General features: G+C 68.2%; 19 protein-coding genes. 9 read left to right on the plus strand and 10 right to left on the minus strand.

Going from position 1 to position 17723, the window contains the following annotated elements; all coding sequences use genetic code 11:
* The first annotated feature begins 131 nt into the window (after positions 1 to 131).
* The gene (locus ACFWIW_RS06695; RefSeq protein WP_378367509.1) at positions 132 to 383 is read left to right on the plus strand and encodes a hypothetical protein; all 252 of its coding nucleotides are present in this window, start codon (positions 132 to 134) and stop codon (positions 381 to 383) included.
* Here ACFWIW_RS06695 and ACFWIW_RS06700 read toward each other — a convergent pair.
* Positions 355 to 1815, minus strand: a complete 1461-nt coding sequence (locus ACFWIW_RS06700) for an aldehyde dehydrogenase (RefSeq protein ID WP_378367510.1) — start codon at positions 1813 to 1815, stop codon at positions 355 to 357. The genes ACFWIW_RS06695 and ACFWIW_RS06700 overlap by 29 nt on opposite strands.
* Before the next feature lie 77 nt (positions 1816 to 1892).
* On the opposite strand from ACFWIW_RS06700, the gene ACFWIW_RS06705 reads away from it, so the two are divergent.
* From ACFWIW_RS06705 to ligA, 3 genes are all read left to right on the plus strand, one after another.
* Complete coding sequence (locus tag ACFWIW_RS06705; protein WP_378367511.1) at positions 1893 to 2429, plus strand: TetR/AcrR family transcriptional regulator; 537 nt, start codon at positions 1893 to 1895, stop codon at positions 2427 to 2429.
* Positions 2430 to 2703: 274 nt separating this feature from the next.
* Positions 2704 to 3801, plus strand: a complete 1098-nt coding sequence (locus ACFWIW_RS06710) for a calcium:proton antiporter (RefSeq protein WP_378367512.1) — start codon at positions 2704 to 2706, stop codon at positions 3799 to 3801.
* A gap of 52 nt (positions 3802 to 3853) precedes the next feature.
* Positions 3854 to 5845: an NAD-dependent DNA ligase LigA gene (gene ligA, locus ACFWIW_RS06715; RefSeq protein WP_378367513.1), complete on the plus strand. Its 1992-nt coding sequence runs from the start codon at positions 3854 to 3856 to the stop codon at positions 5843 to 5845.
* A 431-nt stretch (positions 5846 to 6276) separates the two neighbouring features.
* Here ligA and ACFWIW_RS06720 read toward each other — a convergent pair whose 3' ends face one another.
* Genes ACFWIW_RS06720 through ACFWIW_RS06735 form a run of 4 tightly spaced genes read right to left on the minus strand, consistent with a single transcriptional unit; the run spans position 6277 to position 11157 of the window.
* Positions 6277 to 7407: a family 2 encapsulin nanocompartment cargo protein terpene cyclase gene (locus ACFWIW_RS06720; RefSeq protein ID WP_378367514.1), complete on the minus strand. Its 1131-nt coding sequence runs from the start codon at positions 7405 to 7407 to the stop codon at positions 6277 to 6279.
* A 26-nt stretch (positions 7408 to 7433) separates the two neighbouring features.
* Positions 7434 to 8297: a geranyl diphosphate 2-C-methyltransferase gene (locus tag ACFWIW_RS06725; protein WP_378367515.1), complete on the minus strand. Its 864-nt coding sequence runs from the start codon at positions 8295 to 8297 to the stop codon at positions 7434 to 7436.
* A gap of 53 nt (positions 8298 to 8350) precedes the next feature.
* A complete protein-coding gene (locus ACFWIW_RS06730; protein WP_378367516.1) occupies positions 8351 to 9739 on the minus strand; it encodes a family 2B encapsulin nanocompartment shell protein in 1389 nt (462 codons plus the stop codon).
* A complete protein-coding gene (locus tag ACFWIW_RS06735) occupies positions 9736 to 11157 on the minus strand; it encodes a family 2B encapsulin nanocompartment shell protein (protein ID WP_378367517.1) in 1422 nt (473 codons plus the stop codon). The genes ACFWIW_RS06730 and ACFWIW_RS06735 overlap by 4 nt, the downstream gene beginning before the upstream one ends.
* Before the next feature lie 454 nt (positions 11158 to 11611).
* On the opposite strand from ACFWIW_RS06735, the gene ACFWIW_RS06740 reads away from it, so the two are divergent.
* Genes ACFWIW_RS06740 through ACFWIW_RS06755 form a run of 4 tightly spaced genes read left to right on the plus strand, consistent with a single transcriptional unit; the run spans position 11612 to position 13685 of the window.
* Positions 11612 to 11938: a helix-turn-helix transcriptional regulator gene (locus ACFWIW_RS06740; protein ID WP_240598453.1), complete on the plus strand. Its 327-nt coding sequence runs from the start codon at positions 11612 to 11614 to the stop codon at positions 11936 to 11938.
* A complete protein-coding gene (locus ACFWIW_RS06745) occupies positions 11935 to 12588 on the plus strand; it encodes a cation transporter (RefSeq protein WP_378367518.1) in 654 nt (217 codons plus the stop codon). Before ACFWIW_RS06740 ends, ACFWIW_RS06745 begins: the two co-directional genes overlap by 4 nt.
* A 10-nt stretch (positions 12589 to 12598) precedes the next feature.
* Positions 12599 to 13210: a class I SAM-dependent methyltransferase gene (locus ACFWIW_RS06750; RefSeq protein ID WP_378367519.1), complete on the plus strand. Its 612-nt coding sequence runs from the start codon at positions 12599 to 12601 to the stop codon at positions 13208 to 13210.
* Between the two features lie 43 nt (positions 13211 to 13253).
* Positions 13254 to 13685: a hypothetical protein gene (locus ACFWIW_RS06755; protein ID WP_378367520.1), complete on the plus strand. Its 432-nt coding sequence runs from the start codon at positions 13254 to 13256 to the stop codon at positions 13683 to 13685.
* On the opposite strand, the gene ACFWIW_RS06760 is transcribed toward ACFWIW_RS06755, so the two are convergent.
* Both ACFWIW_RS06760 and ACFWIW_RS06765 read right to left on the minus strand, forming a co-directional pair.
* Positions 13669 to 14496: an MBL fold metallo-hydrolase gene (locus ACFWIW_RS06760; RefSeq protein WP_378367521.1), complete on the minus strand. Its 828-nt coding sequence runs from the start codon at positions 14494 to 14496 to the stop codon at positions 13669 to 13671. The genes ACFWIW_RS06755 and ACFWIW_RS06760 overlap by 17 nt on opposite strands.
* On the minus strand, positions 14490 to 15068 hold the full coding sequence (locus ACFWIW_RS06765) for a TetR/AcrR family transcriptional regulator (protein ID WP_378367522.1): 579 nt from the start codon (positions 15066 to 15068) through the stop codon (positions 14490 to 14492). The genes ACFWIW_RS06760 and ACFWIW_RS06765 overlap by 7 nt, the downstream gene beginning before the upstream one ends.
* 70 nt (positions 15069 to 15138) lie before the next feature.
* Here ACFWIW_RS06765 and ACFWIW_RS06770 point away from each other — a divergent pair, with 70 nt between their 5' ends.
* Positions 15139 to 16032, plus strand: coding sequence for an NADP-dependent oxidoreductase (locus tag ACFWIW_RS06770; protein ID WP_378367523.1), 894 nt, complete (start codon positions 15139 to 15141; stop codon positions 16030 to 16032).
* A 6-nt stretch (positions 16033 to 16038) separates the two neighbouring features.
* On the opposite strand, the gene rraA is transcribed toward ACFWIW_RS06770, so the two are convergent.
* From rraA to ACFWIW_RS06785, 3 genes are read right to left on the minus strand one after another with little or no spacing between them, the layout of a single operon-like run.
* Positions 16039 to 16518, minus strand: coding sequence for a ribonuclease E activity regulator RraA (rraA, locus tag ACFWIW_RS06775; protein ID WP_378367524.1), 480 nt, complete (start codon positions 16516 to 16518; stop codon positions 16039 to 16041).
* The gene (locus ACFWIW_RS06780; protein ID WP_378367525.1) at positions 16515 to 17054 is read right to left on the minus strand and encodes a hypothetical protein; all 540 of its coding nucleotides are present in this window, start codon (positions 17052 to 17054) and stop codon (positions 16515 to 16517) included. Before ACFWIW_RS06780 ends, rraA begins: the two co-directional genes overlap by 4 nt.
* Positions 17055 to 17099: 45 nt before the next feature.
* Positions 17100 to 17699 (minus strand): TetR/AcrR family transcriptional regulator, encoded by a 600-nt coding sequence (locus ACFWIW_RS06785; RefSeq protein ID WP_378367526.1) that lies wholly within the window; start codon positions 17697 to 17699, stop codon positions 17100 to 17102.
* Positions 17700 to 17723 lie beyond the last annotated feature (24 nt).

Here is a 17723-nt window from a genome sequence, read left to right on the forward strand (position 1 = left end):
TCCGCCGAACCCGCGATCTCCGCGGACCGGTAAAGCTCGGTGAGGGCCGTCAGTTCCGCGATCCACCGCGCGGTTTGTTCATCACTTGCCGGGGCAAACCGGCGACACTCCGACGCAGAGGGGCGGGGCTGATGACCGCGCAGCGGACGATCACGGACGAGATCGGCGAAATCGGTGTCTGGCTGATGGGCGAGTTCGGCGGCCGCTTGCCGGCGAACGTGATCAGCCGGGTGCTCAACGCGAGCAAGCGCGACCTCGAAGGCCGCATCGACCCCGAGGAGCTGGGCGAGATGTTCCATGCCCTCTGCCGGTTCCGGCTTCAGCGGATCCTGGCCTCGGACGAGCGGATCACGGTCAAGATCCCGGGCGCTCGCCTTTCGTGATGGTCTTGAGCTCGACGTACTGAGCGAGGCCCGCCGCACCGTACTCACGGCCGATGCCACTGGCCTTGTAACCGCCGAAGGGGCCGTCGAAGCCGATCGGCGCCCCGTTGACGGTCACCGTCCCGGTGCGCATCCGCCGCGCGACGGCGAGCGCCCGGTCCTCGTCGGCCGACCAGACACCGCCGGAAAGCCCGTACTCGGAGTCGTTGGCGATGCGGACCGCATCGTCCTCGTCCGTATAGGGGATGACGACCAGCACCGGCCCGAAGATCTCCTCCTTGGCGATGCGCATCGTGCTGTCGACGTCGGCGAACAACGTCGGCGTGACGTAGTTGCCCTTGTCCAGGCCCGCCGGGATCCCGGAGCCTCCGGTGACGAGGCGCGCGCCCTCGGCGACCCCGACCTCGATGTAGTCGCGCACCCGCTGTTGCTGGCCTGGCCGCACCATCGGGCCGATGAAGGTCTTCTCATCGGCCGGATCGCCGACCACGAGCGACTCCATCATCTCCTTGAGCCCGGTGACGACCTCCTCGTACCGGCCGCGCGGCGCGAGGATCCGTGTCTGCGCGATGCAGGCTTCGCCATTGTTGAGCAGCGATCCGAACTTCAGCCCGGCGATCACGTCCGCCATCACGGCGTCGGGCAGGATCACCGCCGCGGATTTCCCGCCCAGCTCCAGGCTGACCCGCTTCAGCCGCTCCCCCGCCAGCGACGCGATCCGGCGGCCGGCGGCGGTCGAACCGGTGAACGCGATCTTGTCCACGCCGGGGTGTTTCACCAGGTACTCGCTGGTCTCCCGGTCCGCGGGCAGCACGCTGATCACCCCGGACGGCAGCCCCGCCTCCGCGAGCAGGTCCGCGAGCAGGCTCATACTGAGCGAGTTCTCCGGCGAGACCTTGAGGACGACGGTGTTCCCCGCGAGCAGTGCCGGGACGATCTTGGCCATCGACGCCGAGAACGGCGAGTTCCACGGGATGATCGCGGCGACCACGCCGATAGGTTCCCGGCGCACGATCGAACGGAACGGCGCGGCAGGGTCCGAGGGCGTGAGCGTCTCTTCCCACCCGAATTCCTCCGCCGCCTTCAGGTACGAGACGGCGAGCCGTCCCACCCCGGGCTGCCCGGCCCGCGTGAACCAGAGAGCGGAGCCGTTCTCGGCCGAGATGAGCCCGGCGATCTCGTCCGCGCGGGCCTCCCTCAGCGCGTTCAGCCGCCGGAGCACCGCGATCCTTTCCTCCGGCGAGGTCCGCGGCCACGGACCTTCGTCGAAGGCGACCCTGGCCGCGGCGACGGCACGGTCGATGTCAGCGGGAAGCGCTTGGACGACGCGTCCGATCACCGACTGGTCATGCGGGGACACGATGTCCAGCCGCGTCGGATCGCTCGGCGTCGTCCACTCGCCTCCGATGAAGAGCCTGTCGTTCGTGATCACCGTTCCGCCTCTCTAACTGTCACATCAAAGTAGCACTTATGGCAGTTAACGACACAGCGGCGTGATACATTCCCGGCATGAGAGCCGATGCGACGCGCAACCTCGAAGCCGTCCTGACCACCGGCGCGCGCATGCTCGCTCACGACCCCTCGGCCAGCATCAGCGCGATCGCCACCGAAGCCGGTGTCGACAGGCGCACCGTCTATCGGCGCTTCGCCTCCCGCGAGGAACTCTTGGCCGCCATCTACGACTCGCGGCTGACCGCGGTCGAACAGGTCGTCCGCGCCGCCCGGCTCACCGAGACGGCGGTCCCCGTGGCCTTGCACCGGTACGTCGAAGGCATCATCGAAGTCAACCGCGCCTGGCCGGTCGAACTGACCCGGATGCGCGCCGAACCCTCCATCCAGGACCGACGGAACCGGCTCTCCGCCGAGGTGGACACGTTCCTCCAGCGGGCCACCGACGAGGGCTTTCTCCGCGCGGACGTCCCGGACGGCTGGGCGAGCCGTCTGCTGATCCAGCTCCTCCACCTCGCATCGAGGGAGGACATGGACGCCCCGCGCGCCGCCGATCTGCTCGTCGAGACGTTCTTGAGCGGGGTCGGTGCCCGCTAACGTTCACGCGGTTCATGCGGATTGCGTCGCGCTACTTTGCCGAGCAGCGCCGGTCCTGACCAGAGCACGAATGTTGCATGCGACGTCCTGATCAGGGCTTTCGTCATCCCGGTCCCGACCGGCCCGATACACCCGGACGTAGCGAACGTTCGACTGCTCGTCCGGCCAGGTGACCACGTCTGGACCAAGACCGAGCCGCAACCGCCTCGGCTACTCGACAGTCACCCACCCCCATGGAGCGGCGACGTCACGCAGAGTGTGCGAAGGTGGCGGCATGGCCGCTTCCCACAGGCGATTCCCCCTGTCCTGGACCACCGTCATGCCGGTCCTCGCCATAGTCGTGCTGGTGCTGAGCTGGGGCCGTGACCTGGGCGCGGTGCCGGTGATAATCGTCGCACTGGCACTCGGCGGGACGGTGCTGGCCGCGGTGCATCACGCCGAAGTGGTGGCGCATCGCGTCGGGGAACCGTTCGGCTCGCTGGTGCTGGCGATCGCGGTCACGGTCATCGAAGTCGCGCTGATCGTGACGATGATGTCCTCCGGCGGCCCCGAGGCCGGGACGCTGGCCCGCGACACGGTGTTCGCCGCGGTGATGATCACCATGAACGGCATCGCCGGTATCTCCCTCATGGTCGGCGCGCGTCGTTACGGCGAGACGCACTTCAACCCCGAAGGCAGCGGCGGCGCCCTCGCCACCGTGGCGACCTTGGCCACCGTCAGCCTCGTGTTGCCGACCTTCACCACCAGCACCCCGGGCCCGGCCTTCAACGGCACGCAGCTCACCTTCGCCGCCGTCGCCTCACTGCTGCTCTACGGCCTTTTCGTGCTCACACAGACAGTGCGCCACCGCGATTTCTTCCTGCCCGTCGACAGCGAGGGCTCGGTCAAGGAAGAGGAACACGCCGAGCCGCCGACCAACAAGGCCGCGCTCACCAGTCTCGGGCTGCTGCTCGTGGCGCTGGTCGCCGTCGTCGGCCTGGCGAAGGTCGAATCCCCCGCCATCGAAGCGGGCGTCAGCGCGGCGGGCTTCCCGCAGTCGTTCGTCGGCGTGGTGATCGCCATGCTGGTGCTGCTCCCGGAAACACTGGCCGCGACCAGGGCCGCGCGGCGCGACCGGATGCAGACCAGCATCAACCTCGCCTACGGTTCGGCGATCGCGAGCATCGGGCTCACCATCCCGACCATCGCGCTGGCGTCGATCTGGCTGGACGGGCCTCTGCTGCTCGGCCTGGGTGCGACCCACATCGTGCTGCTGGCGCTGACGATCGCGGTCAGCGTGCTCACCGTCGTCCCCGGCCGCGCGACCCGGCTGCAGGGCGGGGTGCATCTCGTCCTGCTGGCCGCGTTCCTGGTGCTCGCCATCAACCCGTGACACGTCCTCTTCGGACCGGGTTCTGTCGGAGGTCCCGGGTAATCTCAGCCCCGTGAACGCTCGGGACCGCATCCAAGAACTCGCCGATCAGATCGTCGTCCTTCGCGACGCCTACTACCGGGGCTCGCCGAAGGTGGCCGACGCCGACTACGACGCGATCGAAGACGAATTGCGCGGGCTCATCGAGGCGAATCCCGAGCTGGCACCGGAGCCGAACCCGCTCGACCAGGTCGGCGCGCCCGCCGTCCTGCACGCGCCCATCCGGCATTCGCGGCCCATGTTGTCGCTGGAGAAAGCGACCAAACCCGAGCAGGTCGAGGCGTTCTTCGCCCGGTTCCCCGGGCAGCCGGTGGTCGTCATGCCGAAGCTCGACGGCCTGTCACTCGCCCTGGTCTACGAAAACGGGCGGCTGGCCAGGGCGGTCACCCGCGGCGACGGGACCACGGGCGACGACGTGACCATGCTGGTCCGGGCGTTGACCGACGGCGTCCCGGACAAGGTCGACGCGCCCGGCCGGGTCGAGGTCCGCGGCGAGGCCGTCATGCTGCGCTCCACTTTCGCCGCCTACAACAAGGTCCACCCGGACAAGCCACTGATCAACCCGCGCAACGCCGCCGCCGGGACCTTGCGTGCGAAGGACCCGGCCACCGTCGCCGAGCGGCGTCTCCAGTTCTTCGCGTTCGACCTCTCCACCGAGCCCGACAGCGCGGAAACCGATCTCGACGGTGCGCTGCGGACGCTCGGGTTCGCGGCCGCCGACATGCGGCACTGCGAAGACGCCGAGTCGGCGCAGGCCGTCATCACGACCATCGAGCAGCAGCGCAACGACCTCGACTACGACCTCGACGGCGCGGTACTGCGCCTGGCGGATCGCGACGCCTACGCCGCCGCCGGGACCAGGTCCAGTTCCCCGCGCGGTGCGCTGGCCTTCAAGTTCGCCGCCGAGGAGAAGACCACCGTGCTCGCCGATGTCGTCTGGGACGTCGGCAAGACCGGCAAGATCGCTCCCGTCGCGTGGCTGGAGCCGGTGTTCGTCGGCGGGACCACGGTCACGCGGGCGACGCTGGCCAACCAGGAGGTCATCAAGGCCCGCGGTATCAAGATCGGCGACACCGTGCTCGTGCGCCGCGCCGGCGACGTGATCCCGTTCGTGGCCGGTGTCCTCGACGCCGCCAAGCGCACCGGCGAGGAGCGGGAGATCGTGCCGCCGTCGGTGTGCCCGTCGTGCGAAGAGCCGTTGACCGAACAGGGCAACAGCCGGGAACTGTTCTGCACCAACGTCGCCTGTCCCGCCCAGACCGTCCGGCGGCTGATCCACTGGGCGTCGCGCGCGGCCGCGGACATCGACGCGATCGGCGGCGTCTGGATCGAGCGGCTCGCCGAGGCCGGGATTCTCGAACATCCGTCGGACTTCTATCGGCTCACCAAGGAAAAGCTGCTGGAGTTCGATCGCATCGGCGACATCTCCGCCACCCGCATGATCGAGTCGATCGACGCGAGCCGTGCCGTCGGTCTGCGCCGGGCGTTGATCGGCCTCGCGATCCCGATGGCCTCCGAGGGCACCGCCGCGCGGCTGTGCCGGGCCGGGTTCGGTTCGCTGGAAGCCGTCGCGGACGCGGGCGAAGAGGGTCTCGTCGCCGTGGAGGACATCGGTCCGAAGGTCGCCGCGTCCCTGATCGAGCACCTCACCCGGCTCCGTCCCGAGCTCGAGCGGCTGCGCGAGGCCGGAGTCTCGCTGGACGTGCGCGAAGAAGACCTCCCTCCCGTCGTCGCGGCCGGCGCGCCGCTGGAAGGCAAGACGGTCGTGGTCACCGGATCGATCAGCGACCCGCGCTCCGGCGAGAAGGTGCCGCGCCCGACCTTCCAGCGGCTGTGCGAAAAGGCTGGCGCGACCATCGCGTCGTCGGTCTCGGCGAACACGGACCTGCTCATCACCGGCGCCGACGTCGGAGCGAGCAAGCTCACCAAGGCCGAGAAGCTCGAAGTCGAGGTCGTGGACCAGGGCGTGATCTGGGGTCAGTTGATCGAGGCGGGCGTCGTTTAGCGATGGGTCTCGTGAGTGGCGAGGATGGTTCTAACCGTCCTCGCCACTCACGAGACGAACGACACGCGCCGGTTCTTGGCGTCGAAACTCGGCGTGCCAGGTGGCGACGATGCAGGAATCGGGACGTTGAGTGTCCCAACTCCTGCATCGTCGAGGGGTTGCTCGGGCCCAGAAGCTTGATCACCGGAGGATTCGGGGGCGTTGCGTGCCCCGAATCCCCGCTGATCAAGGTCATGCCGAGCGGGGAAGATTCCGGACACTGAACGTCCACGACCCTCCCCACTCGCCGACATCGGCTCCGCCACGGCGCGGCAGGCCGGTGTCAAGCCGAGTGGGTAAGCAAATACCCCCCGGAAGCACTCAAATCGAGCGTTCAGTGGATTCCGTTGTCCCATGTGGACGGTGAGTTCGCGATCCGCCCGAGACCACTGCTAGTCCGCCGGCTTCGTCCGATACCGCGGGCTCGTCGAGTGCCATTCGAAACCGCCGCCCATCCAGCCCCGCAATCCGCGCATGAACCGTTGCAGTTCGGCTGACGGCACCACGCTCAACTTCTCGTGAGCGGCCTGGAAATCGCGGACGACGTCGTTGTGCAGTTCGACGGTGATCGCCGTGGCCTCTTCGATCGTGCATTTCCGGTCGTCGGCGATCAGCAGTACCGCGTTGCAGGGTGGCGACTCGTCCTCCAGATCCTTGGTCACCGAATGCACGTCGTTGACGAGCACGGCCGCCGTTCCCGCTTGGATCGCCGCCTCGCGCACCCGAGGGTCGTAGTAGAGGTTCGAGGTCAGTTCATAGCCGCCGAGGACGTCGATCAACGTCATCGACGTGTAGAAACTGTCGTGCTGCCGTGCGGCGAGATATTCCCACGCGGGCGGGTATTTCCCGCTGTGACGCCATGCCGCGTAGGCGGTCCAGCTCACGAACATCGCGAACGTCGAGTAGCAGACCCGCTGGACCTGCGCGGCCGTCCCGGATCTCCGCAGGAAGTCCGTCGCCGAGCCCAGTGCCACCAGAACCCGGTCGTTCCGCAGTGTTTCGTCGAGTTCGCGACTGAATTCGCCCAGTGACGGCACCGGGTCCATGGCGGCCATCGCCAGCGCGAGCTTCGGCGGCAGCTCGGCAGGCACGGCGCCGAGCGAGGTGTCGTCGGCGTAGAGGTCGTCGGCGGCCCACCAGGCGGCGTTGAGCTTCGCCGAGATCAACAGTCGCTCGGGATCCTCGCAGTCCGGGTGGGCGAGCATGACGAGCCTGCCGAAGCCCGCCTTCCCGATCTGCTCGCACTCCTCGTCGTCGAAACCGCACTCCCCCGCCCATCGGATCAGCCGCCGATCGACCTCCTCGGCGAGCGGGTCGTTGATCCGTTCGGTGACGGGGCAGTACAGCGGCGGCGCGGACCCGTCGCCCCACGGCCGGTACGCGTACGCCGGGTCGAGAGCGGGTTCCTCAGGTGACGGGGTCTCCTGAGGAACCGCGGTCAGCCGGGCCGCCAGCCGCGCGGCCGACGTGCCCAGCCCGCTCGGACCGGCCAGTAGCGTGGCGAGCGCACCCTGTTCGGTCATCGCTTCGCTCCGATGGTTTCGCGGGATCAGACGCGGTCCGCGGCGATCAGCAGATAGTGGAAGCTGCCTTCGCGGTACGCGTCAAGGAACGGCCCTTCGATCCCGGTCGCCACCGAAGACTTCGCCCGCAGTTCCCAGTACGGGATCGTGTCCGGCGTCAGATCCACCACCGAGATCGGCACCAGGTCGTTGGCCGTCATGGCCTTGAAGTACTCGCTGCGCGGATGGATGTTGCACGTGTAGTGCTGGTCGATCTGCGCGACGGCCTTCGACCGGCCACCGGTCACGTCGTTGTAGCACCCGGTGATGGTGACGTAGCGGCCACCGAACTCCAGCTGCCGCGCGTGCTCGGCGAACAGCTCGTGGAGGTCCACGTACATGGTGCTTTCGTTGTTCCAGATCGCCTTGCGCGAGCCGGATTCGAAGCCGGTGTCGAGCATGTTGCGGAAGTGGTAGCGCACCCGGTCGGCGACACCCCGGATATCCGCCTGGTGATTGGCGAACTCGACCTGCTTCTCCGAGATCGAGATCCCGTCGACGTGGCAGCCGAACCTCGCGTTGGCCATGATGCTGGTCCCGCCGCGCCCGCAGCCGGCGTCGAGGAGGTGGTCGTCCGGTTTGACGTCGCCGAGGTGATCGAGCAGGACGTCGGCCTGCGCCGTCTCCAGGCGATGCATTTCGGCGATGATCCGCTCGTCGCGGGTGTCTTCGGGTCCCTCCAGCACCGACCAGTCGACCTCGCCGACCCCGTAGTGGTGGTGATAGAGCCCGTCCACATCGCCCAGACGCAGGTTGACCGGGTCCTTCTCCTTGTTCCAGTACGACGCGACCGATTTCTGATACTCGGTGCGCAGAACCTTGGCGGGAGCGGGAGTACGGGCGATGGTCACGTGTGTGGTCCTTTCTGGAGCGTTGTTGTTCGTTGTCGTCGCGGGGCGAGGGATCACCGCGCGACCTCGACGTTCTCCAGTACGCCGAGCGCGTCGGGCACGAGCACGGCGGCGGAGTAGTAGGTGCTGACCAGGTAGCTGGCGACCGCCTGCTCGTTGATTCCGTCGAAGCGCACGTTCAGGCCCGGCTCGTACTCGTCGGGCAGGCCCGTCTGGTGCAGCGCGATGACGCCGTTGTCCTCCACGCCGGTCCGCATGGCGAGGATCGAGGACGTACCCCGCTCGGTGATCGGGATCTTGTCGCAGGGCAGGAGCGGCACCCCGCGCCACGCGGCGACCACCTTGCCGTCGACGGTGGTGCCCTCCGGATACAGGCTGCGGCGCGTGCATTCCCTGCCGAACGCGGCGATCGCGCGCGGGTGGGCGAGGAAGAACTTCGTCTTGCGGCGGCGGCTGACGAGTTCGTCCATGTCGTCGGGTGTCGGCGGACCGGACCGGGTCTGGAACCGCGACTTGAGATCGGCGTTGTGCAGCAGGCCGAACTCGCGGTTGTTGATCAGGTCGTGCTCCTGCCGCTCACGCAGTGCCGAAATGGTCAGCCGGAGTTGCTCCTCGAACTGGTCCATCGGCCCGTTGTAGAGATCGGTCACCCGTGTGTGCACCCGAAGCGCCGTCTGCGCGACGGCGAGGTCGTACTCGCGCGGCGAGATCTCGTAGTCGACGAACGTGCCCGGCAGCAGCGGCTCGCCGTCGTGCCCGGACGACATCCCGATCTCGGCCTCGCCCTTGGCGTTCTGTGGTTTACCCTTGTGCGCCAGCATGTCCTGCACATGGCGGCGCATCGCCTCCGACCGGCCGTTGAGATCGGCGAAGTCTTCGGCGCGAAGGGTCAGCACGATCACCGGGGTGACGGCCTTGGCGGTGAACGGCCAGTTCCGGTCGATGCCGGCGAGCATCTCGTCACCGAAATGGTCGCCATCGGCCATGCTGCCGACGGAGGCGTCGGCGCCGTACTCGCCGGGCACCACTTTGGCGATCTTGCCGTGCGCGACCAACACGACCTCATCGAGCGGAGTGCCGTGGCTGACGATCGTCTCACCGGGCTGGTACTCGTGCTGCACGAACCGGTCGGCGAGCGCGGTGAGCGTGTCCTCGTCGTCGAAACCCCGCAGCAGAGCCAATTCCGAGAGTTCCTGCGGGACGACCCGGACCTCCGTGCCGACGTTGGTGAAGCTCACCCGCCCGTCGCCGATCGCGTAGGTCAGCCGCCGGTTGACCCGGTAGGTGCCACCGGTCGCCTCGACCCAGGGAAGCATCTTCAGCAGCCAGCGCGGCGTGATGCTCTGCATCTGCGGCCGCGTCTTGGTGGTCGTCGCCAGGTTGCGCGCGGCGGCGGGGCCGAGACTGAGCCGCCGGTCGGCCTCCGGCGTCGTGGCGGTCATCCTTCGCGGCCGAGTTCGGCGGCTTCGAGGACGGCCAGCGCGTCCGGTACGAGCACGGCGGCGGAGTAGTAGGTGCTGACCAGGTAGGAGATGATCGCCTGCTCCGAGATCCCCATGAACCGGACGTTCAGCCCTGGCTCGTATTCGTCCGGCAGGCCGATCTGACGCAGGCCGACCACGCCCTGGTTCTTCTCCCCGGTGCGGATCAGCAGCACGGAGCTGGTGCTGGTCTGGCTCACCGGGATCTTGTTGCACGGCAGGATCGGGACGCCGCGCCAGGACGGCACCTTGTGCCCGCCGAGATCGGTGCCGGTCGGGTAGATGCCGCGTTTGCTGCACTCGCGGCTGAACGCGGCGATCGTGCGCGGATGCGCGAGGAAGAAGCCGGGATCCTTCCACACCAGGGCGAGCAGGTCGTCGAAGTCGTCCGGGGTGGGCGGGCCGGTGCGCGTCGCGATCCGCTGGGTGAAGTCGGCGTTGTGGAGCAGGCCGAAGTCGGTGTTGTTGATCATTTCGTGCTCTTGCCGCTCACGCAGCGCTTCGATGGTCAGCCGCAACTGCTGTTCGGTCTGGTCCATCGGCTGGTTGTAGAGATCGGACACCCGGCTGTGGACTCGGAGCACAGTCTGGGCGACGCTCAGTTCGTATTCGCGCGGAGAGGTCTCGTAGTCGACGAACGTGCCCGGCAGCAGCGGTTCGCCGTCGTGCCCGGACGAGATGTCGATCTCGGCCTCGCCGAAGTCGTTGGAGCGTCCGGAGTCCTGCGACGCCCGCTCGATCTGTGCCTGCAGCGACTCGGACTGTTCGAGGACGCGCTCGAATTCCTGGCGGGTCAGGGTGAGCACGGTGCAGGCGGTCGTCGCTTTGGCGGTGAACTCCCAGATGCCGTCATTGTCGACGAGGGCTTGCGCGCCGAAGTAGTCGCCGTCCTTGACCACGCCGAGGGCGGTCTCGTCGCCGTAGTGACCGGGGCCGGTCTTGCTGATCTTGCCGTGCGCGATGAGGAAGACCCGGTCGGCCCGGTGCCCGAATTCGACGAGCACGTCGCCTGCCGCCACTTCCTGCTGTTCGAAGCGGCGGGCGAGTTCGGCGAGGACCTCTTCGTCGTCGTATCCCTTGAGCGGTTTCAGTTCCCCGAGTTCCGCCGGGATCACACTGACCTCGGTGCCCGCCTTCGAGAAGGTCACCCGCCCGTCACCGACCGCGTAATTGAGCCGCCGGTTGACCCGGTAGGCGCCACCGTTCACCTGAACCCATTCGAGCGACTTCAGCAGCCACCGGGACGAAATTCCCTGCATCTGCGGAACGGATTTGGTCGTCGTCGCCAGGTTGCGCGCGGCGGCCCGGCCCAAGCTCAGCTGCGGATTTTCCGGCCCCTGGACACCTTCGGCGGAAGTGTCCGATTCGGTCACGGTCACAGCAAGGTCCACCCTTCGATAGTCGTGTGAACAAACAAGATCCACAAATCGCGGCGTGCCGGTCATGCCCCGAAGTGCGGCCCCGCAGGATCAACATAGCAAGGGGTTTTTCCCGCACAAGCGCACTTTCAGGTAATACGACAAGGCCACCCGAATGCCGATTTTCCCATTGCGCAGAAAAGCTTTTGTCAACGTCACCCGGCGCTTTATGGCCGCCACGCAATCGGGCCAGTAATTGTTCTGAGGTGTCACGCGGGACCGCGCCGGGACTCCCCGGCGTGCCCGCGACGCAGCCGTTGGAGTGGCCACAACGGACTCTTTCGGGTCGCCTCCGCAGCCGAGTTTGACACCGGCTTGACAGACAGCGACGAAACAGAGGGTCGCGTCCGGACACTCCGTCGGGTCATGGTTCAGCCCTTGCTGATATGTCAGCCCAGACTGTACTGTCCCGTGTGTGCTGACATGTGAGACCCAGGGTGCCGCGCTCGCCCGGCTCGGCCGTGCCCTCGCCGACCCGAACCGGTGCCGGATCCTGGTCGCCCTCCTCGACGGGGTGAGCTACCCCGGCCGGCTGGCCGATCAACTCGGCCTGAGCCGCTCGAACGTGTCGAATCACCTCGCCTGCCTGCGGGGCTGCGGGCTGGTCGTGGCGACCTACGAAGGCAGGCAGGTCCGCTACTCGCTCGCGGACGCGCATCTGGCCCGCGCGCTGCGCGAGCTCGCCCAGGTCGTACTGGCCGTCGACACCGCCGAGCCCTGTGTGGACGAGGTGCTCCGATGAGTGTCGAGAGCGGCTCCTCCGCGGACGGCTGCTGCGCCACGAACTCGACGGTGCCCCCGGATCGCCGCGCGCGGCTGTCCCGACGGGTCCGGCTCCTGGTCGCCGCGACGATCACCTACAACGTCGTCGAGGCGGTCGTCGCCATCTCGGCGGGCACCATCGCCTCGTCGACCGCCCTGATCGGCTTCGGTCTGGACTCGATCGTCGAAGTCGCCTCGGCCACGGCGGTCGCCTGGCAGTTCTCCGGCAAGGACCCGGAAGCCCGCGAACGCACCGCGCTCAAGGTCATCGCGGTGTCCTTCTTCGCGCTGGCCGCCTATGTCACCGTCGAGTCGGTACGCACCCTGTTCGGAGCCGACCCCGCCGAGCACTCCCCCGTCGGCATCGTGCTGGCGGCGGTTTCACTGCTCGTGATGCCCTTCCTCTCCTACGCTCAGCGCCGAGCCGGGCGCGAACTCGGCTCCGCGAGCGCCGTCGCCGACTCGAAGCAGACCTTGCTCTGCACCTACCTTTCCGGTGTGCTTCTCGTCGGGTTGCTGCTCAACAGCCTCTTCGGCTGGTACTGGGCAGACCCTCTGGTCGCGCTCGTCATCGCCGCCGTCGCGATCAAGGAAGGCCGCGAGGCCTGGCGCGGCGAGCACTGCTGCTGAAAGGAGCGCCATGACCCGGCCCGCGCGGTGGAACCGGTACTGGGACGGCAAATCCCGGAACTACGACCGTGAAATGCAGTTCATGGACCGGAAGCTCTTCGGCGATTCGCGGGCGTGGGCCTGCGGACAGGCCACCGGCGACGTCCTCGAGGTCGCGGTCGGGACCGGCCTGAACCTGCCGCTCTATCCCGACGGGGTCACGCTCACCGGCATCGATCTCAGTGACGGCATGCTCGCCGTCGCCCGCGGCCGCGCCGAACGGCTCGGTCATCCGGTGACGCTCCGCCGCGCCGACGCGCACGACCTGCCCTTCGACGCCGATTCGTTCGACACCGTGGTCTGCACGCTGGGGCTCTGCGCCATCCCCGACGACGGCAAGGCGTTGCGGGAGATGGCCCGGGTTCTCCGGCCCGGCGGCAGGCTCATCCTGCTCGACCACATCGTGAGTTCGTCCCGCCCGGTCCGCGGTCTGCAATGGATCGCCGAGAAGATCACCGTGCCGATGGCGGGCGAGCATTTCCTTCGGCGGCCGTCCGACAAGATCGGCGACCTCGGCCTGGCCGTCGAACAGCGGGAGCGGTTCAAACTCGGGCTGGTGGAACGGCTCGTCGCCCGCAAATGAGGCGTGTCATCGGAATTTCATCGATCCGGCCGATCCTGATGAGGTGACCTACCCCCAGCAGCAGCCGTCCATCTGGCACCAGTACCCCGTCGCGCCGCCGAAGAAGACCCTGAACACCGGACTGATCGCAGGGATCGCCGCCGCGGCGCTCGTCGTCGCCGGCGGGGCGATCGCGGTGACCGTGGCGCTCACCACCGGTGGCAGCGCTCCCGAAGTCGACCCCGACCCGTTTTCCGCGCAGGCCGGGGATTGCCTCTCGGCGGACGAAGACGCAGGCTCCAATGGCGCGTTCAGTTCCAGCGCCGTGCGGGTGCACTGTTCGGACAGCTCCGCCAACTACACGGTGATCGCACAGCTTTCGAGCGGGTCCGGCTCGGATTGCAACGCCGTGCCCGGCTACGAGTACGGCAACCCCGTCGTCTACGACTTCACGTCGGGACAGTCCCGGGAACTCTGTGTCATGCCGAAGGGTTGAGCGGCCCGGTCCCCCTGGTGAGACTCCGTACTTGCCCGGCATGCAGATCGGCCACCCACTCCCATCCGGGTTCGGCCGACGAGCCGATCCGCGGGTCGTCGGGAGTGCGGCCGTCGCGCACCGCGTGTACATAGGCCCGGTCCAGCTCGATCCGTGCGCGCGTCCGGCCTGCCCCGCCGACGGCCCCGTGGCCGGGTACGACGACGTCGATGTCGTCGGCGACCTCGTCGAGCAGGCGGAGCCCGGCGAGATAGTCGCCGATCGGGTCGGTGGTGTGGTCGAACATCGGCACCAGGACGTCGGAAAGCATGTCCCCCGCGACGAGAACCCCGCGTTCCTCGATGACCAGCGCCGCATGGCCGGGGGCATGGGCCGGATGCTCGATGACCCGCAGTTCGGGGCCGTCCCAGGGAATCCGCGTGGTTCCGGCGGGCAGAGCGGTGACGAGGCCGAACAGATCCGACGACACCTCCCCGGCGATTTCCGGCGGCAGTCCGTCGGCGAAGTCGGCCTTCCAGTTCGCCTTCGACCGCAGCTCTCGCAGGTACGCGGCGCAGCGTTCCGTGCCGTAGCGGGGAACGTCACCGAACGCGCCGTGCCAGAGCGCGTGATCCCAATCGGGATGGGTCGCGAAACCCGCCACCACGGTCCGGCCGGACTCGGCCAGGTCGTTCGCGAGGCAGGCCATTTCGTCGTCGGTGATCCCCGGATCGACGAGCAGCACACCTTTCTCGCCGTCGACGACGATCGTGTTGTTGCGGAGCAACGCGCTCTGATGGACCAGCACGCCCTCGGCGACCTGCGTCAGCATGGTCTCGTGACCTCCCAGGCCGCTTCGATCATCCGGAAGATCTCGTCCACCGCGGCCGCCGGATCGGCCGCCTCCCTGCCGAGCGAGTAGGCGTCGATCACGAACCTCGCGATCGACCGGCAGGCGGTCGCGGACCGCGCCGCCTCCGGATCGGTCGCGATGGCCGCGGCCAGGGATTCCGCGTGGCGCAGCCTCATCGAGTCCTCGTACTCCCGCAGGGCGGGCGATTCGTCGATCATGCGCCGGATCGGGGCGGCGCCGTCCGCGGTGCAATGCCGCACCATCGCGTGGATCTGACGGCGCAGCGCGGGAATGAGCGGCTCCCCCGGCGACCGTTCGGCGACCGCCCGCGTGAGACCTTGCTCGAAATCGTCGTCCTGCTCGAACACCAAAGCCTCTTTCGAAGCGAAATGGGCGAAGAGCGTCGTGACGGCGACGTCGGCCTCCGCGGCCACCTCGCGGATGCCCACCGCGTCGTACCCGCGTTCCAGGAACAGCCGCAGAGCGGTGTCGGCGATCTTCTGACGGGTCGCGGCCTTCTTCCGCTCGCGACGCCCGGTCGGCGCTGTCATGCGGTGAAGCTATCAGATAGGAAACAACAACCGTTCCAAAACACTAACCGTTAGTGCTACGGTCGGTCGCATGAAGCAAGTGATCTTCACCGAGTTCGGTGGACCGGAAGTCCTGCAGCTCGTCGACGCCGAAGAACCGCACGCGGGCCCAGGCCAGGTACGCATCGCCGTACGGGCGGCCGGGGTGAACCCCGTCGACTGGAGGATCCGCGAAGGCCAGGTCCTCGGGGCGCACCCGACCGTGCTGCCGTCCGGGGTGGGCATCGACGCCGCCGGCGTGGTGGACGAGGTGGGCGAAGGTGTCGAGGGAGTCGAGGTCGGCGATTCCGTTTTCGGCGAGGGTTCGTGCACCTATGCCGAGTTCGCCGTGCTCTCGGCCTGGGCGGGAATGCCAGCGGGGCTCACCTTCGAGGAGGCGGCCGGATATCCGTCCGTCGTCGAAACCGCGCTGCGGCTCATCCGCGAGGCCGGGGTGCGGCCCGGCGAGACACTGCTGGTCAGCGGCGCGTCCGGCGGGGTCGGATCGGCGGTGCTGCAGATCGCGCGCGAACGCGGCATCACCGTGATCGGCACGGCGAGCGCCGCGAACCAGGACTATCTGCGCGATCTGGGCGCGCTCGCCACGACCTACGGCGAAGGTTGGCCGGACCGGGTGCGGCGGCTCGGCCGGGTCGACGCCGCCCTCGATCTCGCCGGGTCAGGTGTGCTCGCCGAACTGGTCGAGCTGACCGGGGATCCGGGGAAGGTCCTCTCCATCGCCGATCTCGGCGCGCCCGAGTTCGGCGTCCGTTTCTCCGGCGTGGCCGGGAGCGTGCCGGACGCGCTGGCCGAGGCGGTCGAACTCATCTCGCGCGGGAAGCTGCACATCCCGGTCGAGAGGTCCTATTCGCTCGCCGACGCCGCGGCGGCGCACGCCGACAGCCATGCCGGGCACGCCCGCGGCCGCCGGGTGATCGTCGTGTGAGCGGGTTCAGGCGGCGGGAAGGATCACGACGCCGTCGTCGTCGGAGTAGAGCGTGTCGCCGGGGGTGAAGGTCACTCCCCCGAAGCCGACCGGGACGTCGACAGCGCCGACGCCCGCCTTGGAGCTCTTGCGCGGGTTGGTGCCGAGCGCCTTCACCCCGAGCGGGAGCCCGGCGAGCTCGGCGCTGTCGCGTACCGCGCCGTTGACGACGATGCCCGCCCAGCCGTTTTCGACGGCGGACTTCGCGATCATGTCGCCGGTGAGCGCGCTGTGCAGGGAACCACCGCCGTCGACCACCAGGACGGCGCCGTCACCCGGGGTGGCCAGGAGCTTCTTGACCAGGCCGTTGTCCTCGTGACAGGACACGGTGCGGATCGGACCTGAGAAGGACCGGTGCCCGCCGAACTGACGGAACTGGGTGTCGCAGACGCGCAGCCGATCGCCGTGTTCGTCCACGAGATCGGCGGTGGTGAAGGAATCGATCACGGCGACTGAGTGTAGGTGCCGGTCGCCTGGTTTCGCGCCTGCTCGATGAGATCCGCCACACGGCGTGCGTCCGGAATCGCCCGCAGCTCGGGTACCGGCGGCGCCCAGGCGCCACGGAGTTCGTTTTCGCTGATCCGTGAGCGGCTCCATCGGCTGCCGAAGGTGATCGTGCCGACGCCCGTCTCGTCGACCTTGACCTGCGGCGAAAGATGCAGGTACCGGACCCAGACCCAGCGGAACTCCGTGCCGCTCGGCCAGTTCGCGACGAAGATGATCCGACGGCTCGTGACCAGATAGGACAGGGCGCGGTCTCGTGCTCGCCGATCCAGCAGGCGTTGGTGAAAAAAGGCGGAGATCCCGACGAGCAAACCGATGGCCGGGAACAACGCCGCGATATGCGCACTGATGACGACGAAGAAGACGATCAGAGCCACGAGCATGATCATCTGCGTGTACTCGGGAAACCATTTTCGCGGGCGCAGCGGCGCCCCGCCCCACAGGACTTCTTCGCCCTCTTGCACCGGATACAGCTGCATCGGCCCCTCCCCAGGTGGTCACCGTGAGCACGTCCGGCCGCGGCTTTACGTTGCCTCGGAAGGGAACAAAGTGCCGAGCGCGTGGGTGAGAATGGCGGCCGGATCCGCGGCGGGGGCGACCGTCTGACGCAGCGCGAGTCCGATACCCAAGGCGCCCAGCATGACGACGGCCTGCTCCAGCGGCATGGCGGGTTCGAGACCCAGGCGCCGGGTGTGTTCGGCGAGCAGCGCGACCACCTCGTCGTCGTGGCGTCGCTGGATCGCCGCGACCAGAGCTGCGGTTTCCGGTTGCTGCGCCGTCGCGGCGAGCACTTCCGCGGCCGCCGCGCTCCACTTCGCCGCGTCCTTGTCCGCCACGTCGACGGGATTCAGCGCGGCGATCAACTCATCGCGCGAAGTGGCGTGAGCCAGCGCTTCGCGCAGTCCTCGCAGATGGCCGTCCGCGTCGGCTTCGATGATCGCCAGCCACAGCCCTTCCTTGCCGCCGAAGTGCTTGTAGACGGCGCCGCGGGTGTACCCGGCGTCGGCCGCGATCTCCTCGACAGTGGCCGCGAGGAAACCGCGTCGCAGGAAAACCTGGCGTCCGGCGGCCAGCAAGTGTTCGTGGGTGCGGCGTTGCTGCTCGGCCCGCGTCAGCCTGGTCATCGTCTCCCATTCAGTAACGATGTG

Source organism: Amycolatopsis sp. NPDC058340 (assembly GCF_042723975.1).
Lineage (GTDB): Bacteria > Actinomycetota > Actinomycetes > Mycobacteriales > Pseudonocardiaceae > Amycolatopsis.

What these genes read in the sequence shown, in the direction of transcription:
- ACFWIW_RS06695 (WP_378367509.1), top strand. Translation starts at nt 132, where the DNA reads ATGACCGCGCAGCGGACGATCACGGACGAGATCGGCGAAATCGGTGTC.
- ACFWIW_RS06705 (WP_378367511.1), top strand. Translation starts at nt 1,893, where the DNA reads ATGAGAGCCGATGCGACGCGCAACCTCGAAGCCGTCCTGACCACCGGC.
- ACFWIW_RS06710 (WP_378367512.1), top strand. Translation starts at nt 2,704, where the DNA reads ATGGCCGCTTCCCACAGGCGATTCCCCCTGTCCTGGACCACCGTCATG.
- ACFWIW_RS06720 (WP_378367514.1), bottom strand. Translation starts at nt 7,407, where the DNA reads ATGACCGAACAGGGTGCGCTCGCCACGCTACTGGCCGGTCCGAGCGGG.
- ACFWIW_RS06730 (WP_378367516.1), bottom strand. Translation starts at nt 9,739, where the DNA reads ATGACCGCCACGACGCCGGAGGCCGACCGGCGGCTCAGTCTCGGCCCC.
- ACFWIW_RS06745 (WP_378367518.1), top strand. Translation starts at nt 11,935, where the DNA reads ATGAGTGTCGAGAGCGGCTCCTCCGCGGACGGCTGCTGCGCCACGAAC.
- ACFWIW_RS06750 (WP_378367519.1), top strand. Translation starts at nt 12,599, where the DNA reads ATGACCCGGCCCGCGCGGTGGAACCGGTACTGGGACGGCAAATCCCGG.
- ACFWIW_RS06760 (WP_378367521.1), bottom strand. Translation starts at nt 14,496, where the DNA reads ATGCTGACGCAGGTCGCCGAGGGCGTGCTGGTCCATCAGAGCGCGTTG.
- ACFWIW_RS06765 (WP_378367522.1), bottom strand. Translation starts at nt 15,068, where the DNA reads ATGACAGCGCCGACCGGGCGTCGCGAGCGGAAGAAGGCCGCGACCCGT.
- ACFWIW_RS06770 (WP_378367523.1), top strand. Translation starts at nt 15,139, where the DNA reads ATGAAGCAAGTGATCTTCACCGAGTTCGGTGGACCGGAAGTCCTGCAG.
- ACFWIW_RS06780 (WP_378367525.1), bottom strand. Translation starts at nt 17,054, where the DNA reads ATGCAGCTGTATCCGGTGCAAGAGGGCGAAGAAGTCCTGTGGGGCGGG.
- ACFWIW_RS06785 (WP_378367526.1), bottom strand. Translation starts at nt 17,699, where the DNA reads ATGACCAGGCTGACGCGGGCCGAGCAGCAACGCCGCACCCACGAACAC.